At 62.3% G+C, this 20,074-nt stretch carries 20 protein-coding genes; 6 read left to right on the forward strand and 14 right to left on the reverse strand.

Annotated elements, in window-relative coordinates:
* Positions 1–51: 51 nt before the first annotated feature.
* Positions 52–1,335, reverse strand: coding sequence for a UDP-N-acetylglucosamine 1-carboxyvinyltransferase (gene murA / locus F561_RS0110335; protein ID WP_019009891.1), 1,284 nt, complete (start codon positions 1,333–1,335; stop codon positions 52–54).
* Between the two features lie 385 nt (positions 1,336–1,720).
* Between murA and F561_RS0110340 the strand changes: the two genes are divergently transcribed.
* Positions 1,721–1,945, forward strand: a complete 225-nt coding sequence (locus F561_RS0110340) for a hypothetical protein (protein WP_019009892.1) — start codon at positions 1,721–1,723, stop codon at positions 1,943–1,945.
* A 240-nt stretch (positions 1,946–2,185) separates the two neighbouring features.
* Here the strand turns inward: F561_RS0110340 and F561_RS0110345 are convergent, their stop codons facing one another.
* Entirely contained in the window at positions 2,186–3,172 is a 987-nt protein-coding gene (locus F561_RS0110345; protein WP_019009893.1) for a peptidoglycan endopeptidase, read from the reverse strand.
* Between the two features lie 260 nt (positions 3,173–3,432).
* Between F561_RS0110345 and F561_RS0110350 the strand changes: the two genes are divergently transcribed.
* Both F561_RS0110350 and F561_RS29500 read left to right on the forward strand, forming a co-directional pair.
* Positions 3,433–4,743 carry an MFS transporter gene (locus tag F561_RS0110350; protein ID WP_019009894.1) on the forward strand — a complete coding sequence of 437 codons (1,311 nt, stop codon included), beginning with the start codon at positions 3,433–3,435 and terminating at the stop codon, positions 4,741–4,743.
* Between the two features lie 125 nt (positions 4,744–4,868).
* Positions 4,869–5,030 (forward strand): hypothetical protein, encoded by a 162-nt coding sequence (locus F561_RS29500; protein ID WP_168733616.1) that lies wholly within the window; start codon positions 4,869–4,871, stop codon positions 5,028–5,030.
* A 74-nt stretch (positions 5,031–5,104) separates the two neighbouring features.
* Here F561_RS29500 and F561_RS0110360 read toward each other — a convergent pair whose 3' ends face one another.
* The 3 genes from F561_RS0110360 to F561_RS0110370 all read right to left on the reverse strand — a co-directional run bounded on the left by F561_RS0110360 (position 5,105) and on the right by F561_RS0110370 (position 9,524).
* Complete coding sequence (locus F561_RS0110360; protein ID WP_019009896.1) at positions 5,105–6,934, reverse strand: SLC13 family permease; 1,830 nt, start codon at positions 6,932–6,934, stop codon at positions 5,105–5,107.
* A gap of 101 nt (positions 6,935–7,035) precedes the next feature.
* Entirely contained in the window at positions 7,036–8,178 is a 1,143-nt protein-coding gene (locus tag F561_RS0110365) for a [LysW]-lysine hydrolase (protein ID WP_019009897.1), read from the reverse strand.
* Positions 8,179–8,330: 152 nt separating this feature from the next.
* Positions 8,331–9,524: a hypothetical protein gene (locus tag F561_RS0110370; protein WP_019009898.1), complete on the reverse strand. Its 1,194-nt coding sequence runs from the start codon at positions 9,522–9,524 to the stop codon at positions 8,331–8,333.
* 209 nt (positions 9,525–9,733) lie between these two features.
* On the opposite strand from F561_RS0110370, the gene F561_RS0110375 reads away from it, so the two are divergent.
* Positions 9,734–10,033, forward strand: coding sequence for a hypothetical protein (locus F561_RS0110375; protein WP_019009899.1), 300 nt, complete (start codon positions 9,734–9,736; stop codon positions 10,031–10,033).
* Positions 10,034–10,108: 75 nt separating this feature from the next.
* Here F561_RS0110375 and F561_RS0110380 read toward each other — a convergent pair whose 3' ends face one another.
* The 4 genes from F561_RS0110380 to F561_RS0110395 form a co-directional block, all read right to left on the reverse strand.
* The gene (locus F561_RS0110380) at positions 10,109–10,399 is read right to left on the reverse strand and encodes a YiaA/YiaB family inner membrane protein (protein ID WP_019009900.1); all 291 of its coding nucleotides are present in this window, start codon (positions 10,397–10,399) and stop codon (positions 10,109–10,111) included.
* A gap of 230 nt (positions 10,400–10,629) precedes the next feature.
* Entirely contained in the window at positions 10,630–11,955 is a 1,326-nt protein-coding gene (gene aroA / locus F561_RS0110385; RefSeq protein WP_019009901.1) for a 3-phosphoshikimate 1-carboxyvinyltransferase, read from the reverse strand.
* A gap of 56 nt (positions 11,956–12,011) precedes the next feature.
* Positions 12,012–12,575 (reverse strand): DUF1572 family protein, encoded by a 564-nt coding sequence (locus F561_RS0110390; protein WP_019009902.1) that lies wholly within the window; start codon positions 12,573–12,575, stop codon positions 12,012–12,014.
* Between the two features lie 50 nt (positions 12,576–12,625).
* Positions 12,626–12,967 (reverse strand): hypothetical protein, encoded by a 342-nt coding sequence (locus F561_RS0110395; RefSeq protein WP_157451751.1) that lies wholly within the window; start codon positions 12,965–12,967, stop codon positions 12,626–12,628.
* 355 nt (positions 12,968–13,322) lie between these two features.
* On the opposite strand from F561_RS0110395, the gene F561_RS0110400 reads away from it, so the two are divergent.
* A complete protein-coding gene (locus F561_RS0110400; RefSeq protein ID WP_211214808.1) occupies positions 13,323–14,210 on the forward strand; it encodes a bacteriorhodopsin-like in 888 nt (295 codons plus the stop codon).
* Positions 14,211–14,310: 100 nt separating this feature from the next.
* Here the strand turns inward: F561_RS0110400 and F561_RS0110405 are convergent, their stop codons facing one another.
* Both F561_RS0110405 and F561_RS0110410 read right to left on the reverse strand, forming a co-directional pair.
* Positions 14,311–14,862 (reverse strand): hypothetical protein, encoded by a 552-nt coding sequence (locus F561_RS0110405; RefSeq protein WP_019009905.1) that lies wholly within the window; start codon positions 14,860–14,862, stop codon positions 14,311–14,313.
* A 140-nt stretch (positions 14,863–15,002) separates the two neighbouring features.
* Positions 15,003–15,350 carry a hypothetical protein gene (locus F561_RS0110410; protein WP_019009906.1) on the reverse strand — a complete coding sequence of 116 codons (348 nt, stop codon included), beginning with the start codon at positions 15,348–15,350 and terminating at the stop codon, positions 15,003–15,005.
* Between the two features lie 90 nt (positions 15,351–15,440).
* Here F561_RS0110410 and F561_RS0110415 point away from each other — a divergent pair, with 90 nt between their 5' ends.
* Positions 15,441–16,658 carry a saccharopine dehydrogenase family protein gene (locus F561_RS0110415; protein WP_019009907.1) on the forward strand — a complete coding sequence of 406 codons (1,218 nt, stop codon included), beginning with the start codon at positions 15,441–15,443 and terminating at the stop codon, positions 16,656–16,658.
* 208 nt (positions 16,659–16,866) lie between these two features.
* Here F561_RS0110415 and F561_RS0110420 read toward each other — a convergent pair whose 3' ends face one another.
* From F561_RS0110420 to F561_RS0110430, 3 genes are all read right to left on the reverse strand, one after another.
* Entirely contained in the window at positions 16,867–17,514 is a 648-nt protein-coding gene (locus F561_RS0110420) for a GNAT family N-acetyltransferase (RefSeq protein WP_019009908.1), read from the reverse strand.
* A gap of 85 nt (positions 17,515–17,599) precedes the next feature.
* Positions 17,600–19,294 (reverse strand): putative ABC transporter permease subunit, encoded by a 1,695-nt coding sequence (locus F561_RS0110425; protein ID WP_019009909.1) that lies wholly within the window; start codon positions 19,292–19,294, stop codon positions 17,600–17,602.
* Positions 19,291–20,064: an ABC transporter ATP-binding protein gene (locus F561_RS0110430; protein WP_019009910.1), complete on the reverse strand. Its 774-nt coding sequence runs from the start codon at positions 20,062–20,064 to the stop codon at positions 19,291–19,293. The genes F561_RS0110425 and F561_RS0110430 overlap by 4 nt, the downstream gene beginning before the upstream one ends.
* Between the last annotated feature and the right edge of the window lie 10 nt (positions 20,065–20,074).

The raw sequence follows: 20,074 nt of genomic DNA on the forward strand, positions 1-20,074 counted from the left end.
AGCAGGCGCTTTTTTGCTGTTTAGAATTAAAAGCTGTTTAAACTGAGAAGCTCAGTCCATCGCGCTGGCGAGGGCTGGCTCGGGCTGGCGGGCATCAGCTCCCAGCCCCCGCAGGCGCTCTGCAAGGCGTTCATAGCCCCGGTTCAGGTACTGCACGCCGTCGATCACGGTTTCGCCTTCACAGGTCAGGGCGGCGATAAACAGGGCGGCTCCAGCCCGCAAATCGGCGGCCTTGACGGGGGCAGCGTGGAACTTGGCTCCCTGAATGACCTGTGTATAACCACTGACCGTAATATCTGCGCCCATGCGGTGCAGTTCGGCCACATGCGTCAGGCGGTCAGGGTAGACGGGATCCTGTACCACGCTCGTGCCGGGAATGGTTGCCAGCAGCGTACTCATCTGCGGCTGCACATCGGTGGGAAAACCGGGGTAACTCTGGGTGGTCACATTCACAGGCTTCAGCTCGCGGTCTCTGGCATCCACGACCATCGTTTTGCCCGATTCGGTGACATCGACGCCCATTTCGCTCAGCTTGGCCGTCACGGCCCGCAGGTGGTCGGGGCGCACATTGGTCAGCGTGATACGGCTGCGGGTGGCGGCGGCAGCGATCATGAATGTCGCCGCTTCGATCCGGTCGGGGATAACCGTATATTCGCCGCCGTGCAGGGCAGGCACACCGTGAATGGTGAGAGTGTTGGTGCCCGCGCCCTCAATACGTGCGCCAAGACTGTTCAGAAACTCGATCATGTCGATCACATCGGTGTCGATGCTGGCGTTTTCGAGGACGACCACGCCGTCACCGAGGGCAGCGGCCAACACTGCGTTATGTGTGCCGCCCACCGTCAGAAGTTCGAAGGCGAACGTCCCGTTCAGGCTGCCTGTTCGCTCGGCCTCGAAATCGCCTCCGTCTTCGGTGATGTGCGCTCCGAGTGCCCGGAATGCCTTGACATGCTGATCCACCGGGCGCGGACCCCACGCACAGCCACCGGGCATGCTGACAGTCGCTTTTCCGGCGCGGGCCAGAATGGCACCCATGATGATGAAACTGGCCCGCATCTTGCTGACGAGCGCGTAGGGCGCGTGTGTACTCAGGATTTCGGGAGTGTACAGGCTCAGGCTGTTGGGGCCGACCCAGGCGTGACGCGTGCCGATATGCTGTGCCAGATCCAGAATCGTATCCACGTCACTGAGGCGGGGAATGCCGTGCAGCGTGACCGGCTCACTGCTCAAAAGGCTGGCGACGATGATCGGCAAGGCCGCATTTTTGCTGGACTGAACGGCGATCTCGCCGCTGAGTTCGCGGCCTCCCTGAATGTGCAGTGGGGTCAGTTGCATGAGGTTTCCTTATACAGCGCGGGGGCGCGGGGGATGAAGTTGGTGTGCCAGTAAAGCGTGGCAGAAAACGGAGAAGAAGCAGCCAGAATCGGTGGCAGATTCCCTCTTGACAGGTGCATCTTACACACGATACTCACTGCGCGTCTAGACCGAATGGACTCGCCACCTTCGGGGGTAGGCCCAGACTCACCTTACTTCCTCTACTCAGAGGCGACTGGTGAGCTGGGTGAGCCTGATGTTGAGGTCACTCTTGATGCATGCTACGCTGCCGACAGGTCAAGTCAACAAGCGCTCTGTAACTGTCCTCTGGATTCTTTTCCGCCTTCCCCTCTCATTTTCTCCCCACGCTTTCCATGTTGACTTGCGAGGGCCGAGCAGGAGCGTCATGCCCAAGAAAGACCGTAAACGCCTGCAGGTGGTCATCAGCGACGAGCAAGACGCGCTGCTGACGCGCACGGCGTATGAACTGTCCAGCCCCGAACGGCTGATCAGCAAAAGCGAAGTGGTGCGCCTCGCCATAGAAAAAATAGCCAAGGAACTCGGCGAAGGCGAAAATATGGAAGAGTACCGCGCCATTCTGGATCAGACCGAACCCGCTGACGACTCCTGAGTTGTTGACCCTCCTGGTCAGGCCGCCTGTGCAAATGGGCGGTTTTTTCCTGCTCAGACTTTTTTGGTCAGGCATCAGCTCCGGCACAGCCGCCTGAAGCTCTGGTCTATCAACTACCAGCCTGCTTATCGTTCTTACCCCATCAACTCTTCTGGTGGGCAACTCCTGATGCTGACAGCTTATGGCTACGCCCAGAACAGAGGGAATCCGGGCCACCCTCCTTTCCTATGACCCGGTTCGCTAGTGGCTGTAGGCCAGGTTTTCAGGCAACACGCGCCGCGCTCCCAGATAGCGGGCGGCCCAGTAGCGGTCTGACATCAGTTTGTCTACGGCCACCTGCCCTTTATAACTGTTGGCATTCACAAAGGTGTCTTCGCCCAGATAGATGCCCACATGCGTGACCGCGCCGCGCCCCTCGGTGTCGAAGAAGACCAGATCGCCCGGGAGCAGGGCAGCGGCGTCTATGGGCAACCCCGCCTGGGCCTGATCTGCGCTGCGCCGGGGCAACTGCACACCCAGCGGCACGAACACCTGAAGCACGAAGCCGCTGCAATCCGTTCCGGCTCTGGTGGCCCCACCAAAAGCGTAGGGCGTACCCAGCAGCGCCATTGCCGCGCTTCGCCAGTCGTTGGGCAGGGCACTGGACAGAGCTTCTGGGGGTGCAACAACGCCCGGATTCTGGTTCGGCACCTGACCGGGTACCCGCAGACTCTGGCTGTCCTGGCTCTGGCTGCTCAGGACAGGCGACAACGTGGGAACAACCGGAGGCTGGGGCGCAAGAGCCTGCACGGTCGGAGCTGATACGGGCAGCAGGGGGACTGGAGCCACAGCAACAGGCGCAGATACGGACAGGCGCAGGCTCTGACCCACACTTAGCACTGCGCCAGCAGGCAAACCATTGGCCGCCAGCAGCGCATCCACCGTCATTCCGTAGCGGCGGGCCAGCCCATACAGCGTTTCGCCGGGTTGCACCACATGGGGCGGCAGTTCCCGAATCCGCACCGTCTGACCTGCCCGCAGATCCACGCCCCCCGCCGCGTTGGGGGTCAGGCCGTTGAGGGCCAACAGTGCCTCCAGACTGATGCCTGCCCGTCGGGCCAGAGCATAGGCGGTGTCACCGGGCTGTACCGTGACCGCGAAAAGGGCAGGATCGGTGGGAGGAACAGTACCCCCCGCCGCATCTGCTCCACCAGACAGGCCCGCGCCTAGCAGCAGGCCAACCGTCATCAGAGGGGCCAGAGCACAGCGGCGAATTGAGAGAACGTAGCGCACTAGAAAGGTCTCACAGGGAGCTTCAGGACAGGCCACCAAAGATCAACAGACCTTCAGGTGACGCTCAGGACAGGATTAAGCGCACCGTAACACGCGCACCTTTGACCTGCCAAGCCCCCCATGCCAATGATGAAGACGTCTGCCCGCCGTCCTGCATGACTGACTGAAGGACAGTTCAGGGCACGGCGCACGCCTCAGGAGTCTATCCTGCGGGAATGCTTGCGCGTGCCCACGCGTGGGGCAGCCGAACATTCAGCGCCCTGCGTCACCCTGCCTACCGCCGTTACTGGTTTTCCCAACTTCTCTCGCTGGTGGGGTCCTGGATGCAGGCCACTGCCCAGCAGTACCTGGTGCTGGAGCTGTCGGGCGGCAGCAGCGCGGCTCTGGGCTGGGTCACGGTGGCGCAGTTTATGCCCAGCCTGCTGCTGTCGCTGTTTGCAGGCGCAGTGATCGACCGGGTACCTCGCCGCCGGGTCCTGATGACCACGCAGATTACCCTGCTCATTACAGCAACGGCGCTGGCCGTCACCACCCACCTGGGGATCGTGACCCTGCCACTGGTCATGCTGCTGGCCTTTATCAGCGGCACGGCCAACGCCTTCGATATGCCTGCCCGCCAGAGCATGGTCGTGGACTTTGTACCGAGAAGCGACGTGCCCAACGCGGTGGCCCTCAACAGCCTGTCTTTCAATGTGAGCCGCACCATCGGGCAGGCCCTGTTCGGCGTGGTGGCGGCGCTGGGCATCACCCTCCTGGCTGGCGGCAATTCCGACAACCTCTCGCGGCTGGCTCTCCCCTTTTACCTGAATGTGGCCTCGTTTTTCGTGGTGCTGTTCGTGATCGCCACACTGCCCTTTCCGGCCCGCGACGGCGGTCAGCACGGCAGCATGGCCGAAGACGTGCGCGAGGGTCTGCGTTATGTACGCGGCACACCCGCCGTCCGGAACGTGATGTTCCTGGTGGGCGCACTCAGCCTGACGGTCATCAACTTCAACGTGATTATTCCGTATTACGCCCGCGTGGTATTTGATGCACGGGAAGCAGCATTCGGCGTGCTGAGCGCGTCCTTTGGTGTGGGGGCAATTGCGGGGGCACTCTGGCAGGCCAGCAAGCCCAATCCCCTCAAGAATCTCCGCATCGGCAGCATTATTTTGCTGATCAGTACAGTCGCGTTGGCCTTCGCTCCTGGTCCGGCCATCGCCACACCAATTCTGGCCGTGTGCGGCTTCGGGATGTTGACCCTGCTGGTCAGTGCCAACTCCACTGTTCAGTTGACTCTGCCCGACCACCTGCGCGGGCGCGTGATGAGCCTGTATTCCTTTGTATTGGTCGGCATGGGACCGCCCGGAGCATTGATCGCCAGCAGTCTAATTTCCAAAGATGGGCTGCTGGGATCGCGCTGGGGTCTGGTCACGTTGGCCGTGCTGGGAGCCCTGTCGGTGGCGGCGCTGTGGCGCAGGCTGCCGCGCAAGCTGGACAAGCCGCAGCCTCCAGCACAGGCTGTGGGACTGTCCAGCGCCGATTAAGCAGCGTGTGGTGGTTGTGTTTCAAGGCTCCGGTGCAGGGTCTATTGCCCACCCTGGCATTCCTCAATAGTGGATAAGCTTTCAGGTTTCAGGTTTAGCGGGGCGGGGGCTGTTATGCTGCGGGTATGGGTTCAGACCGCTCCCCGGATCGCTCACATCTCGTCTTGACGTGGACGCTGGTGGTGCTGGCTGTCGGCGCACTTGTCGGCATCGGTACCACCGCCGCGCTGTTGGCCCGCAAAGGTCGTCCTCTGCCCGACGACCCGGATGAACCTCTGTTCATCTGAAAAGATTCAGGGCACGAACACGGGGCGGGTCAGCCAGTACATCTCGGCTGTCCGCCCCGTTTTGTGGGCCGCCCTCAGAACGGCCAGATTCTGGGAATGATCAGCATGGCGACCACGAACGTGACCAGGGTCAGGCCCGCGCCCACCCGCACGAAATCAAGGAAGGTATAGCGTCCGGGGCCGTAGACCAACATGCAAGATGGCTCCAGCGGCGTGATGAAGGAATTGCTGGCCGCCACCGTGATTCCGATGGCGAAGGGGCGCGGATCGTAGCCCAGTGCGTTGGCCGTGCCGATAGCCAGCGGCAGCATGACCAGTGCGGCGGCCTGATTGCTCATGGGTTGGGTGAGGGCCACTGTGACGGCGAACAGGGCCGCCAGGAGGCCGTATGGCCCCAACGGTTCCAGCACGCCCGACAGCGTCGTCGTGAGAACTTTGGCCGCGCCGCTGGATTCGAAGGCCGTACCGAAGGCCAGCATGCAGGCCACCAAGACCAGAATCGGCCACTCGATGCTGCGGTAGGCCTCTTCCGGAGTGATCAGGCGCAGGGCTACGCTGAGGGCCACGGCCACGACTGCCGCCACCGCCAGCGGCACCAGCCCGAGGCCACCTGCCAGTACCGCCCCGCCGAACAGGAGCAGGGCCAGCGGCGCACGGCGCAGATCGCGCACCTGTTCAGTCAGGTCGCCCAGCACCACCAGATGCTCTCCCAGCGCCTCTATACGGGCCGCACTGCCCTGAACCAGCAGCACATCTCCAATTTGCAGGCGGGTATGACCCAGGCGCTCCACCATGCGGTCATCCAGTTTTCTGGCTGCGGCCCGCTCCAGTGTGCGCGAACGGCGGTGCAGCGCCAACACCGACGCCCCGTAACGCTCCCGAAACTGACTCTCGCGTAGGGTGCGCCCCAGCAGGCTCGAACCGGGCATCACCACAGCTTCGACCAGCCGAACATCGCCCGGACGGGCCGCGCCACCCAAACCCGCGGCCCCGCCGTCTGCGGCAGAGAGAGCCTGTAATTTCTGCTCGCTGCGGCTGATGACGCCCAGCGCCGTTTTGCCTGCCAGAATGCGCTCGGTGCGGCCCTCTACGGTCAGAGTATCGCCTTCCTGAACAATGAAATCTGGGCCGGGGCCGTAGCTGCTTTCTGTGGTTCCGGCCCGGCGCACTGCCACCACCGTCAGGCCGTAATCACGTCCCAGCCCACTTTCGCGCAGGGTCAGGCCGATCAGAAGACTGGCCGGAGCCACCGTCAGGTCGGCCAGGTAAGCCCGCACGCCTTCCGCCAGTTCGGTGTCGCGGGCAGGCAGCAGGCGGGGGGCCACAAAAAACAGATAAGCAAGGCCGATGACGGCGCAGGGAACGCCCACCCAGGCCAGTTCAAAAAAGCCCAGAGGTTTGAGGCCACTGGCCGGAAGCGCCCCCGACACCACCAGATTGGTACTTGTGCCAATGACCGTGATCGTACCGCCCAGAATGCTGGCAAAAGCCAGAGGCATCAGCGCACGGCTGGCCGGAATGCCTGCCCGCCGGGAAGCGCCCGCCACCACAGGCAGAAACACGGCGGTGGTGGCCGTATTGCTGGTAAAGGCACTCACGCCCGCCACTGTGCCCAGCAGTCCGCGCAGCAGCGCCGCCGGATTGCCTGCCCGGCGCGTCAGCGTCATGCCGATCCATTCGATCACGCCCGCCCGCAGCAGCACCCGCGTCAGCACGAACAACGAGGCCAGGGTCAGCACAGTATCGTTGCCAAAACTGGCAAAGGCGACTTTGGGTTCGATCAGCCCCAGCACCAGCAGGGCAGAAAGCAGACAGAGAGCGGTAACGTCGATGGGCAGCCATTCGGTGGCAAACAGCACCAGCGCCGCCACGAACAGAATCAGGATGAGCGTGACGGGTTCCATGCGTTCAGGCAGACTGCCCCGGCGCCGTGGACGCTACGTGAGGAAAAGGCCCACGAGAGGTTTATAGAGCCGGGAGAAGTGTTTACAGAAGCAGGAGAAGTTCAGGGCAAGGGCGAAGTTGCCGCCGCAGTCCGGGCCAGACGGGTCAGTGCGTCGGTCAGCACCAGCACGGCGCGGTCATATTCGGCCAGGTCCAGCCGTTCCTCGGGGGTGTGATCCAGACTGCTGTCGCCGGGGCCGTAAGCCAGCGTGGGCACGGGCCAGAGTTCAGCGACCACATTCATGTCGCTGGTGCCGGTCTTGACCTTGAAGGTGGGAGTGCCTCCCTGAGCGCGAATGGCAGTGCGCAGGGCACGGGTCAGCGCATTATCTTTAGGATGCCGCACAGCGCTTTCATGTCCGGTGAAGCTGATGTCAGCGGTAAGGCCAGTGGCGGCCTCATAGACAGCGTCCTGAGCAGCGTAGGGCGCAAGCTCTGGCGGCAGGCGCAGGCCCACGCTGGCCCAGGCCGTCTGCGTCAGCCCGTCGCTCAATGCGCCCAGATCCTGCAAGGTGGCCTGCACGCGGTCAAAAATACCGGGGCTGCCCGCACCTACACTCTCTGCCCACGCCCGAATTCTGAACCAGGCTTCTGTCAGGTCATCGGCGGCGCTGGTGCCCTCTCCGGCAGTATGAAAGTTGTCTTTGGTCACGCGCAGCTTGGCGACCAGGCGGCCCTTATACCCCAGCGTGAGGCCCGCCCAACCGCTGGGTTCTCCGATCAGCACGGCGTCAGGCGTCAGGGTATGCATGGCGTGACGTGCGCCCCGGCTGCTGGGAGCTTCTTCCTCAGTGGCCCCGATGCACACGAAACGGGCCTGAGCCAATGCCTCTGGCGGCAGGGCGGCGACGGCAGCCACGAAGGTACAGAAGGGGCCTTTGGCATCCACGCTGCCGCGCCCGTGCAGCACGCCGGATTCATCTACATGAACCGGAATGTTGCCCGGTACGGTGTCTATGTGCCCCAACAGGGCCACCGTATATGGTCCACTGCCCCGCTCGCCCACCGCGTTGCCTGCCTCGTCAATGTGCGCCGTAAACCCATGCGCGGTCATCCAATCGGTCAAAAACCGCGCCGCCACGCCTTCCTCTCCAGACACAGACGGAATCCGCACGGTTTCTATCAACAGTTCACGGGCCTCCTGCTGGGCAGGGGTCAGGGCCAGACCGGGCGCGGTGGAATCGGCAGTGGGGTCGGAGGTCATCGGGGTGAGATTACCTCACCGGAGTGACCACCATGAGATCGGCCCCGCAGCCTGCGGACAGACGGCGGGAGCAGGCGACGTTTTTATCATCACCGCCTTCTGACGCACCTCCTGCCCGCTTCAGCCTCGAATCGGCTCTGACTCTGGTGTCCTCAATTGTTGGTATTGCTGCTCTCTGGGTTGCTCGTCTCTGCGTTGCCGCCATTTCCGGTGGCCCGCGCAATGCCCACCAGCAGGCGGGCCAGTTCCGCCAACGTCAGCAGGGAGATTCCACCCACACCGCCTGCGATCAATGTCCAGATACCGCTGAGTCCCTGTCCGGCAGTAAACAGGAAGAAGGCCAGGGCGATGGCTGACACTCCCAGCACCACCCCCAGAATCCGCAGTCGGCTGACCAGCGCCTCCACTGCATCGGCCTGAGCGTACAGACCACTGGCCGAGGCGCTGCGTGTGGGCAGGGTTCGGATGGCTTTGGGCGAAGAAGCGGAAGTAGACGGAGTGGAGGCGGGAGCCGTTGCCGCTGGAGTCGGAGCTGACGGCGTCTGCGTTGCTGGAGGCTGCGTTACTGAAGTCGGCGCTACAGGAGTTTGAGCTACAGGAGTCTGTGCGGCCACTTTGGGCGCGGCAGCCGTCATGGGCTGCACCACCGGAGCCACCGGGCTGGCGGTCACATGATTGGATGAAGCAGGTCGCGTGCTGGATGGTGAAAATCCGCTGGAAGAAATGACCACCGGCTGGGAAGTCTGCGGTTGGGGTTTGGCCGGGGCCGCAGCAGGCTTGGTGAGGGTGGGAGCAGCGCTGATGGTGGTTCGGGTCACCGGGGCAGCGGCGGGGGCCTGCGCCTGTGGCTCCGTATCTTCGTCAGGATCCCCGATGACGATGGTGGGGGCCGTTTTCTGGGCTTCTGGCCTGTGTGGTTCCGGCGCGGCAACAGTATTGGCCGGGGCCACTGGGGCTGGTGCAGCCGTGACCGCCGCCTGCGGACTGACGACAGCCTTCTCACTGACTGGCTCGGCAGCTGCGGGCGGAGATGAGGTGGCCTGCTGCTTGGCACGGGCGGTGGTGTCACGAACCTGGGCGAAGAAAGCCTGCACGCGGGCAGCATCAAAACCCAATAGGCTGGCCGTCAGTGCCGTACCAGCGGGCGTTTCTACGCGCAAGATGCCCTCCTGATCGCTGTGAATGCGGGTCAGGTCGCGCAGGGTGACTCGCCGGGTGCCGCCCGAATCCTGAAACAGCAGGGTCTGCGCGGTCAGCACGAAGAGGCCGTCCTCACGTTCCAGTGAAGCGAGGGGAGATTCATCCATTCCGGTGGCCTTCAGGGCCGATTGGGCGCGGTCAGTCATGCGTGTGCTCCTCTGTGAACAACTCCAGCACAAGTAGGATGCGGCAAGGAAAAGAAAGGGGTGGCCTGCAAGGAGACATTCACTGTGCCATGCAGCATACCGACTTGATTCACAGTTCGCGCCCTCTAGCCTGATTGGGCCTTCACGCATGAAGAGGCCCCTAAGCTCGGCTCACTCTGACGGCTCCCCGACACGCGCACACTGAAGCCATGACCGACAACTCGAACCGCTACGGCAACGAACCTCTGGGCAAGAGCGTGGAAGAGATCGAGCAGGACTCAGGCAATCTGGTCAACTCCCCGGTCGAAGGAGAACAGCGTCGGGACAGTGACGCGACTTTCGTTCCGGCCATCGCCAACGGCAACGCCAGCGGAATTCCAGGCACTGGCACCGGCACGGCAAGCGGCGTTCCGGCCATCCTGCACACCAATCTGCTGAGAGACGTGGAGGCGACCAACACCGCAAACGATGGAACGACCCGCGAGAACCGCGACAGCAGCGAAGAATAACGGGCACATTCTCTACAGGGAGGAGGGAAACAGGACATTTCAACCTGTTTCCCTCCTCCCTTCTTTATAGCGGCTCTATTCCCCGTATTTACTCAGCACCTGTTCGGTACGGGCGCTCTTGACCCGGTTCACCAACCGTTCGTATTCATGACGGTCACGGAGGCTCTTGCTGAGCGTCAGCGTACTGGCCGTCAGAAAGATCGTGCCCATGTACAGGTAGCCTTTGATCCACCAATCTACAGGCAGGTAATACACGCCCACGACCATCAGAGTGAAGCTGAGGCCGAACGCGATCCAGATAAAGCTCATCCATGCGGGTGAATCGCCCTGAATGTCAGGGTTGCTGTACAGGTTGGGCTGAGTCATGGGCAAAACCTCCTGAAGACAAGACAAGAACAGTGGGACAGACCAGCTTGGGAACAGAGGGAAGCCGAGGCGGAACCGAGAAGAATCAACCCAGAGCGCTTGATTTGTACCAGGTTGAATCTTGAACTCAGCATAAATAGTTGCACTGACCGCGCCCCAGTTCTGGAACGCGGTGTAGAAATTGAGGGAAGGTTCAGAAAAGCTCGGGGCAGTGCTCCCCTGTTCAGCCATCAATGGGCATCGGTGGGCAGGTAATCGAACCGCGCCCCTAGCGCCTCCAGATGTTGGAAGAATTGAGGATAACTTTTGCGGATGTGATGGGCGCCCGTGATCTGCAGAGGCGCGTCGGCCCGTAGCCCCAGCAGGGTCAGCAGCATGATCATGCGGTGGTCGCCGTGCCCATTGACCGTGATGCCGCCTGCGATTCTCTCGGTTCCAGTAATGGTCAGGCTGTCTTCTGTCTCGGAAGTCTGCAGGCCCAGCCGCTCCAGTTCGGCCCGCGTATCGCTGATGCGGTCGCACTCCTTGAGGCGCAGGGTATACACGTTTTCCCAGGTGGTGGTGCCGGATGCAGCAGCGGCAGCAGCAGACAGAGCCTGCACCGCGTCAGTGAAGCCGTCTCCGTCACGGGTCACGGCGCTCAGCGGCAGGCCTCCGCGCACGATCAGGGTGTCGCCTTCACGGGTAATATCGGCTCCCATCTGGCGCAGCACCTCTACAGCCTCGCGCTCGCCCTGAAGGTCATGCTCGCGCAGATTGCTGAGGCGCAGCACGCCGGGGCGGGTGGCCGCAGCAGCCAGCAGCGCAGCACTGCCGGGATAGTCGCCGGGCACCAGCACCCGTCCTGCACGGTAGCTCTGGCCGCCCGGAATAGAAATCCGGCTGAGGTCCTCGCTGGCACTGGCCTGCACCCCGAACGCCGCCAACGTATCCAGCGTCTGACGCAGGGGCGCGTGACTTTTGATGTTTCCAGTCAGGCGCAGTTGCAGGCCACCGGGCAGCAGCGGGGCCAGGAACATCAGGGCGCTGGCGTATTGACTGGAACGCTCGGCACTGACTTCCACAGGGCCGCCCCTCACCGGCCCGCTGATGGAAATGGGCAACCTGCCCTGCTCGCTGGCGACCCGTGCGCCCAATCGCTCCAGTGCGTCCAAGAGGTCACCCTGTGGGCGCTTGCCCAACGAATCTGGGTAATCGGTAACAAACGTGGTCTCGGTGGTCAGGGCCGCCACTCCCATCAGAAAACGGGCCACTGCACCTGCATTACCCGGATTCAGGGTCACGCCCGCCGCCGGATGTGCGCCGAAGCCCCGGATCACGGCGTCGTCTCCGACCAGTTCCACGCCCGCGCCCCAGTCGGCAAGGCAGCGCAGCATCGCCCCGGCATCCTCGCTGGTCGCCACGCCCACCACGCGGGTTTCCCCGACGGCCAGCGCGGCCGCCAGCAGATAACGGGTGGTGTAATTCTTGCTGGGCTGCGCCCTCAACTCGCCCCGCAATTCGGCAGCGGGGTACACCATCACATCAAAACGTTCGGGCAGGCCATCGGCACTCATGGCGTGAGGCTAGCGCGGCAGGCCGGGGCAGGCAGGTGGGCAGATAAGACAGGGGTTCACGAACTCCCGCGCCGTTCGTGCATCTGGGCATTGAAGGCCGCCGATCCTCCACGCGCAATGCTGAGGGTCTGCCACTGTGCGCCGCGCAGCGTTTTGACCAAGAAAATCAGTTGATAGACATGTCCGCTGTAATGAGCCACCTGCCGCTGCACTGCTTCCAGTACGGTATGGACCTCGCCCCGGATGGTCAACGGGCGGGTCAGGTCGGCGGGCGTCAGGTGATCGAGCGCCGCAAAAAATACTGCCCAGCCTCCTTCCCATTCAGCCTGCACCTCCGGCAGAGTCTCCAGGTGCCGCTCGAACTCGGCGTCGCGGTTGCGCGTGGTGGCCTCGCCTTCCACTGCCGCCGCATACCCCAGTTGCAGGCCGCCCCAGCGAGACCGCATGTTTCCGGCCAGATGCTGCACCAGAATGGCGGCGCTGTTGCCCTCCTCCGACAACGCCGTAGCAATCTCGGCTTCCCGCAACTGCGCCAGCGCTCCGTCTCCCAGCGCCTTGACGCCCCGCATCCGCGCCCGCACATCTGTCAGGTATAACACCGCAATATCCACTGGAGTCATGGCATCCACAGTACTTCCGGTGTCCTGCTTGTTGGTAACGCTGGCCTGCTTCAGTACGTCGTCACCGTGACCTGCGCTTGCCCCAGGGTCAGATTGACCTCGAAACCGTTGGGCAGACGCGTCACCGTGCAGGCACTCACCCTGGCCTCTGCAATACCGCTCCGGTACGCTCCCCGGCAATCCTCCGAAGATCCGGCTTCCAGAAAAGGCTGGGCCGGGTCAGTTTTCCATGCCCGTTGCGCCGTTGTTTGCACGGTGCGGGCATAGGCGCGGGCTGCCACCACATCTGCGCTGCGAGTCTGGCGAGTGTGGAGGCCCAATCCGACCAGCACAGCCAGGGCCAACGGCAGGATCAACCAACGCGGCGGGAGCTTGATTCGGGAGAAGCGCATTTCACCCGGCATCTTAATAGACTTGAGAATCAGGCGTGAAGAACGCCAACCAAGTCAATCGAAAGAAGTCAAATGTCCCTGAGAACTGGTGAGTCATGCAGAGTGGAGTTTGATTTTTGTTGACCATTCTGTCATTAAAGTCAATGACCTCAAGTTTGAATGCGCATTCAGCTTTCTACTTGGTCAAACTGTAAGACATCATCATTAAAATCTATTAATGCCAGGCGCATGATGAGTTCGGCCAGAAGTCCAGGTGGTGCTCGAGCGCCCAAATTTACTCAGCCGCCATTTGCGGTTGTGACCTGTCGTTTCTTGATTTCAGTCACCATCCATAGCGGTACTTGGGAGAACAACAATGAAACGTATGCTGCCATTCCTTGGCGTCTTGTTTGCTGGTGTCGCTCTTGCCCAAACCAATGTCGGCGGGCCAGACACCTCCGGGCCAGCTCTTAATGCAGGTCAGTACAACCTGATCTACAACTTTCTCTCTTTCGCTATTGCGGCCATGGGCGCGTCTGCCATCTTTTTCTTCCTGTCCCGTTCCAACGTGGCTCCCAAATACCGCGTGGCGCTGCTGATCAGCGGCGTTGTCGTGAGTATTGCGGCCTACCACTATGTCCGAATTTTCAACTCCTTCGAGGCCGCCTACGCTCTGAACGCGGCGGGTGTATATGCCCCCACCACCGTGCCCTTTAACGATGCCTACCGCTATGTAGACTGGCTGCTGACCGTGCCCCTGTTGCTGGTCGAAGCCGTTGCCGTGCTGGCCCTGGCGCGGAACGTGGCCAATAGCCTGATCCTGCGCCTAGCCGTGGCCGCCGTTCTGATGATCGCTCTGGGCTACCCCGGCGAGGTGGCGAACGACACCGCAACCCGCTTCCTGTGGGGCACCCTCAGCACCATTCCTTTCCTGTACATCCTCTACATCCTGTGGATTGAATTGGCCCGCGCCACCGAGCGTCAGACCAGTGAAGTCAAGGTGCTGGTTCGCAATCTGCGCCTGTTGCTGCTGGCCTCCTGGGGCGTGTACCCCATCGCCTACATTCTGCCGATGCTGGGCATTGTCGGATCCGGGGCGGTGGTGGGCGTACAGGTCGGCTACACCATTGCCGATGTGCTGGCCAAGCCCCTGTTCGGCCTGCTGATCTACGCCATCGCTGTAGCCAAAACCCGCGATGATGGTGGTGTGGTGGAGAGCGTCAATACTGCAGGTGCACCCCTTCCCGTCAACGCTTCCGACTGAGAAACGATGGCCTGAAAACCTGATACAAGAACAAAGGCCGCCTCCACAGAGAAGCGGCCTTTGCTTGTGGAAGCTGGTCTGACCAACCTCCGGTGCTGGTTTACTGAACGAACTCGCCACCATGACGGGCGGCAGCGGCGGCCACCACGTCGTGCGGCACGGAGTCTTCGACAGCGATGGTGCGTCCACCACTGGAAACGGTGTCATTCATACGGTCGTAATGCGCGTCGTCTACATCGTAGCTGCTGTTGTACGTGCCAGTGCCGTTGGTTTCATCGACACCCGCTGCGCCGCCAATCGCGCCCACGCCTGCACCCACGCCCGAGCCGAGCGCCGCCATACCCAGAATCACGGGAATGGCTGCCAGCCCGCCCGTTGCCACCGTTGCCACGACGCCTGCCACTGCGCCTACAGCCACACCGACGCCCGTACCTTTCACTGCGCCTGCGCCTGCATCCTCGGCAGTGCCGCCACCGTAATCTGCACCCAGATCATTGGTGACGCCCGTGGTGCTCGCCATGCTGCTATCCGTCATACCGCTGCGGCGGTTCAGAGATGCAGAACCCATCTCGGGCCGGATGACACCCTGGCTTTGCAGGTCCTGGACAAAAGCGTCGGCTTGCGCCACCGTCGGGAAGATCAGATGTTTCATGCCTCACAGTGTGAAACGGGCACGATCCGTACAGATGAGATGCCCGCCAAAGGTGGTTTAGGGCATCCAGAGGTCCTGCAAACACTCTGGTGGGCTTATCTGACTTTTAGGCTAAGCGTGACATTCACACGTATGACAGCCTATTTGGTCAACCGATATTGGCGGCCACCTTCTACATTCAAGATCACTTCCGGCTTACCCGCAGTGACTTTGACTGTGCAGGTCGTGACGGTGTCCGGCAGCGGCGTCTTGAGCAGATCGGCGCAGTTCTGTTCATAAGAGATATTCGGAGAGGGGTTGCTGCTCAGGGCCGCCTGCACGGCACGGGAACCGTATTCGCGGGCGGCGCGGCCCTGAAAACTGAAGGTTGCCACCAGCAGACCGATCAGGGCAAAAAAGCCAACCAGAATCCAGAGAAAACTGCGAAAAATGTTCTTGCGCTGGGCGTCGCTGATGGTGCGGAGCGGAGGCTGACTGGGCGTACTCATGGGGGCAGCCTAGCAAGGTAAAGAATCAAAGGAGTGACAGCGGCTGGCAGAACAGGGCGGAGGGCAAAGACGGGTTACACTGGGCCGCGTATGAGCCGAGTCATCATTATTGGAGCGGGCGGCGTGGGCAACGTGGTTGCCAAAAAATGCGCCCAGAACGACAGCGTATTCACGGAAGTGCTGATCGCCACGCGAACCGTGAGCAAGGCCGATAAAATTGTGGCCGAAATTCAACAGCACATGCCGGACAGCCAGACCAAATTCAGCACGGCCAGCGTGGACGCCGATCACGTCCCGGCTCTGGTGGAACTGTTCAACAGCTTCAAACCCGAACTGGTGATCAATGTGGCCCTCCCCTATCAGGATCTGACGATCATGGACGCCTGCCTGGAGACGGGCGTGCATTACCTCGATACCGCCAACTACGAGCCGCTGGACGTTGCCAAGTTCGAGTATTCATGGCAGTGGGCCTACCGCGAGCGCTTCGAGAAGGCGGGCCTGATGGCGCTGCTGGGCTGCGGCTTCGATCCCGGCGCGACCAACGTGTTTACCGCCCACCACGCCAAGCATCACTTCAAAGAGATTCATTATCTGGACATCGTGGACTGCAACAACGGCAACCACGGCAAGGCATTCGCCACCAATTTCAACCCTGAAATCAATATCCGCGAAATTACGGCCAACGGGCGCTACTGGGAAAACAGCCAGTGGGTCGAAACCCAGCCGCTGGAAATCGCGCAGGACATCTATTACCCCAAAGTGGCGACCCGCAAGAGCTTCGTGCTGTACCACGAGGAACTTGAATCGCTGGTGGTCAACTTTCCGACCATCAAACGCGCCCGCTTCTGGATGACCTTCGGTGAGGCATACATCAAGCATCTCAGCGTGCTGGAAGCCGTGGGCATGACCTCCATCGAACCGATCAACTTCCGGGGCCAGCAGGTCGCGCCCATCGAGTTCCTGAAGGCCGTGCTGCCCGCCCCCGAAAGCCTCGCCGCCGACTACAGCGGTAAAACCTGCATCGGCGTGCAGGCTCGCGGCATCGGTCTGGACGGCAAAGAGAAGGTGCACTTCGTGTACAACGTCTGCGACCACGCCGAAACCTTCAAGGAAGTGCAGGCGCAGGCCATCAGCTACACCACCGGCGTACCCGCCATGATCGGGGCCATGCTGATGCTTCAGGGCACCTGGAAAAAAGCGGGCGTGTACAACGTGGAAGAATTTGACCCCGATCCTTTCGTGGCCGCCATGAACCAGTGGGGCCTGAAGGTGGAAGAACTCAGCGGAATCGAACTCGTTCACGACTGAGTGAGGGTAGAGGACGTGGGTTGTCGGTTGTAGGAAAAAAACAACGGAAAAAGAAAAGGGCGGGGGCGTTTGGATGCGCTTCCCGCCCTTTTTATGGATAGGCATTGCGTGGAGCAGAACGGATGCTGACACCGAGTGCCTGTCAGGTCTCCACTGCACCCGCATCAAAACGAACACAGACTCTCCCAGCCTATTCTCAGAAGCCGAATTAGGGAATGTACAGCACGGGTTTGCACTCATCCACACCAATCAAGTCAATGTCGGCACGGCGAGTCGTGGCCCAGTCATCCCGCCGGAGTATCCACCGGTTCAGGACGGCTGGCTCGCCGCGCCGGGTGGCCCAATCGCTGCCGTTGGGCTGATATCCCAGGGCCGCCGATACGCGGTTGGAGGCCGTATTGTCAACAAACGCTTCACTGGTCGCTTCCGCTGCGCCCAATCCCTCGAAGGCAAGGTGAAGGATGGCCGAGCGCATCTCACGTCCCAGACCTCGCTGCCGGAAGTCTGGGGCCAGCCAAGAAAAACTGGTCACGGTTTGAAAGGTGTCGAAATTCACGCCGATCAGGTCCTGCATCCCCACGGCCCTGTTGCCCAGCACAACCACAAAGTACAGCCGCCAGGTATCGGGGCGAACCGTGCCGCGCCCGCGCCAGATGGCCTGAAGCCACTTTCTTTCTCGCAGCGGACTCTCTTCGTACAGAGACATAGGATCATCGAACGGGTAGGGCGGCGGCCCGATCATGCCCCGACGAACCACCGGAAGAAGCTGGGCCAGCAGGTCATCCGTGGCTCCGTGAAGCTCCAGCTTTGGCGTGATGACCCTGACATTGAGCGGCGGATAGAAGGTTGGCGACATCGCTACAGAAAGCCACGGGCGACCCGGAAAAAGCATGGGCAAAAGGGCTTATGACCCCCTTCAGGCACCCAGGACGTCCTGCTTCTTACTCCAGCCGGTCCAGCCGTACCCAGCCCCAGCGCAAGGCCCCCAACGTACCCAGCACCGTTGCCAACGCCAGCCCGATCAGGCCCAGAATTCCTTCGGGGGCGGCCAGAGCGCTGTAGCCGGGAAACAGGTCGGGGCGCAGCACGCTTGCGGCCACCGGGCGGGCCAACAGCAGGAGCGCCAGCACGGAATAGGCGAGGCTCAGGCCCATGAAGGCCAACCCGCCGGGACTGACCCCGATTTCGGCGGGGTTGTCGGCGTCGAATTTGGGAGCCGCCGCGCCGAGGCCCACGCCCAGAGCCGTGATCACAAAGGCGTTGCTGACGCTGACCAGCCCGCTGAGCAGAAACAGGGTGGGGCCGAGGCTCATGCTGCGGGCGCTGACCAAGCCCATGACCAGGCCCAGAATCAGTGTGACGGGCAGCACGCCCAGAAACTTGCTGACCACAATCTGGCGGGCGGTGATGGGACCAGTTCTGAGCAGCCAATAGGCGCGGCCTTCCACCGACAGGGCCGGAAACGCCAGCCGCACCGCCACACCCGCCACGATGAAGCCCTGAAACGCCAACTGCACGTACCCGAGAATGCCCCGAAACTGCGGAATCGGAATCGGCACCGACTTGACGCTGACGAGATACACGCCGGCCAGCGCGACCACGACCAGCAGTTGACTCCACTGGGTCGGGTCGCGCAGGGTCAGGCGCAGATCCTTGTAGGCGAGGCTGCCGCCGATGCCGAAGCGGGCCGCAAAACGTTCGGCGGCACTGGCACGGCGGGGGCGTGGATCGAGCCGGGGCGTGCTGGAATCCAGCGCCCGCGCCCACCCTTCCTGATAGGCGCGGGTGGCGAGGGCGGTGGCCGCCAGCAACAGGCCCCCAGCCAGCAGCAGCAGCGGCAACAGCGGCCACGCCAGTTGCCCCTGTGCGGCCTGCCAGATCCCCTGCGAGGCCCACGCGGGCGGCAGGAGTGGACTGGTCGGACTGGCAAAGTTTTTCAGGAGGGCCTCAAACTGGGCCGGGTCCTGCACCTTCTGCACCAGGATTTCGGGCCGCAGGGCACGGATGGCGTACACCAGACCCGCACTGAGAAGCACGCCCAGCGCCGTGGAGACCTCGCGCACACGGCCCACCGGAGCCACGCGCATCAGGCCCACGGCCAGGAGTGCGCCGAGGCCCACCGGGGCGGCGAAAGTCAGAATTGCAGCCGCCAGCATGACAGGATAGGCCCACACCGGAGCATGGAAAAATACGCCGATGGTCGCCAGCAGCGGCAGCATCAGGAACAGCGGCACAAGCGCGGTATTCAGGAATGTCTCAAAGACCTTCAGGCCAAAGACCCGGCGCGTGGGCAGGGGCTGGGTCAGCAAAAAATTCAGGTCGTCGCTGAGATACAGCGTAGAAATGGCGGTGGTGGTGGCGCTGAAGGTCACGCCGCTGCTGAGGGTAATCAGGCCGATTTCCAGAATGCGGGCAAACACGTTGGTGCCGATGGAGCCGAAACGGCCCAGAAACTGGAGTGAACGCCACGTGCCGTAGACCTCTGCTGACACCAGAACCACCGCCAGCAGCACCAGAAAAGCGTATCCCCACTTTGGCCCGCGCCGCAGCGTATGCCCGAAAGCGGTGGCCTTGAGCGCCAGCAGGCTCGGGGCACGGGCAGGCGGACGCGGCGAGACGTAAGGCTGGGTGGTCACCCGACTGCCTCTGCCTTCCTGCTTTCGGCCTCGGCCAGTTCTTCTTCCAGCAGCCGGAAGAAAATCCGCTCCAAGCTGTCGCCGTGGACGCCGCCCGCCTCCGTGCCAGTGCGGGTGCGGAGGTCGTCCATCGTGCCTTCGCCCAGTACCTTACCCCGGTCCAGCACGACCAAACGGTCACAGATTGCCTCGGCCAGGGGCAGAGAATGGGTGGTCAGCAGGACCGTGCGGCCCCGGTCTGCGTGCGCCCGGAACAGTTCGCGCACCTGCCGCGCCGCGTGAGGATCAAGGCCCACCATCGGCTCATCCACGATCAGCACGGGTGGATCGGGCAGGAGGGCCGCCACGATCGCCACCTTCTGCCGCATCCCATGAGAATAGGTTTCGATCAATTCGTTGCCGTACTCGGTCAGGCGGAACAGTTCTAGCCAGCGGTCTATCTCGGAATCGGTGTTGGGCACGCGGTAGAGCTGCCCCACGAAGCGCAGCAGTTCGCGGGCGGTCAGTTTGCCGTACAGATAGGGGCGGTCCGGGATATATCCAAAGGCTTCTTTGGCCTTCACGGGATCGGCCCACACGTCAAACCCCTGCACCCGCACCGTGCCCGAAGTTGGCCGGGTCAGGCCCACCAGCGCCCGAATGGTGGTGGTCTTCCCCGCCCCGTTGCTGCCCAGCAGCCCAAAGACGCCCCCCGGCTGAACCGTAAAGCTCAGGTCGCTGACTGCCTCATGCCGCCCGTACCGCTTGGTGTAATGACTGACCTGTATCACGGGTCAAGTT

The organism is Deinococcus aquatilis DSM 23025 (assembly GCF_000378445.1).
In the GTDB taxonomy this organism is placed as follows: Bacteria; Deinococcota; Deinococci; order Deinococcales; family Deinococcaceae; genus Deinococcus; species Deinococcus aquatilis.

What these genes read in the sequence shown, in the direction of transcription:
- murA (WP_019009891.1), bottom strand. Translation starts at nt 1,335, where the DNA reads ATGCAACTGACCCCACTGCACATTCAGGGAGGCCGCGAACTCAGCGGC.
- F561_RS0110370 (WP_019009898.1), bottom strand. Translation starts at nt 9,524, where the DNA reads ATGACTGACCGCGCCCAATCGGCCCTGAAGGCCACCGGAATGGATGAA.
- F561_RS0110340 (WP_019009892.1), top strand. Translation starts at nt 1,721, where the DNA reads ATGCCCAAGAAAGACCGTAAACGCCTGCAGGTGGTCATCAGCGACGAG.
- F561_RS0110405 (WP_019009905.1), bottom strand. Translation starts at nt 14,862, where the DNA reads ATGAAACATCTGATCTTCCCGACGGTGGCGCAAGCCGACGCTTTTGTC.
- F561_RS0110390 (WP_019009902.1), bottom strand. Translation starts at nt 12,575, where the DNA reads ATGACTCCAGTGGATATTGCGGTGTTATACCTGACAGATGTGCGGGCG.
- F561_RS0110400 (WP_211214808.1), top strand. Translation starts at nt 13,323, where the DNA reads ATGAAACGTATGCTGCCATTCCTTGGCGTCTTGTTTGCTGGTGTCGCT.
- F561_RS0110420 (WP_019009908.1), bottom strand. Translation starts at nt 17,514, where the DNA reads ATGTCGCCAACCTTCTATCCGCCGCTCAATGTCAGGGTCATCACGCCA.
- F561_RS0110360 (WP_019009896.1), bottom strand. Translation starts at nt 6,934, where the DNA reads ATGGAACCCGTCACGCTCATCCTGATTCTGTTCGTGGCGGCGCTGGTG.
- F561_RS0110345 (WP_019009893.1), bottom strand. Translation starts at nt 3,172, where the DNA reads ATGACGGTTGGCCTGCTGCTAGGCGCGGGCCTGTCTGGTGGAGCAGAT.
- F561_RS0110415 (WP_019009907.1), top strand. Translation starts at nt 15,441, where the DNA reads ATGAGCCGAGTCATCATTATTGGAGCGGGCGGCGTGGGCAACGTGGTT.
- F561_RS0110375 (WP_019009899.1), top strand. Translation starts at nt 9,734, where the DNA reads ATGACCGACAACTCGAACCGCTACGGCAACGAACCTCTGGGCAAGAGC.
- F561_RS0110395 (WP_157451751.1), bottom strand. Translation starts at nt 12,967, where the DNA reads ATGCGCTTCTCCCGAATCAAGCTCCCGCCGCGTTGGTTGATCCTGCCG.
- F561_RS0110365 (WP_019009897.1), bottom strand. Translation starts at nt 8,178, where the DNA reads ATGACCTCCGACCCCACTGCCGATTCCACCGCGCCCGGTCTGGCCCTG.
- F561_RS0110350 (WP_019009894.1), top strand. Translation starts at nt 3,433, where the DNA reads ATGCTTGCGCGTGCCCACGCGTGGGGCAGCCGAACATTCAGCGCCCTG.
- F561_RS0110380 (WP_019009900.1), bottom strand. Translation starts at nt 10,399, where the DNA reads ATGACTCAGCCCAACCTGTACAGCAACCCTGACATTCAGGGCGATTCA.
- aroA (WP_019009901.1), bottom strand. Translation starts at nt 11,955, where the DNA reads ATGAGTGCCGATGGCCTGCCCGAACGTTTTGATGTGATGGTGTACCCC.
- F561_RS29500 (WP_168733616.1), top strand. Translation starts at nt 4,869, where the DNA reads ATGGGTTCAGACCGCTCCCCGGATCGCTCACATCTCGTCTTGACGTGG.
- F561_RS0110410 (WP_019009906.1), bottom strand. Translation starts at nt 15,350, where the DNA reads ATGAGTACGCCCAGTCAGCCTCCGCTCCGCACCATCAGCGACGCCCAG.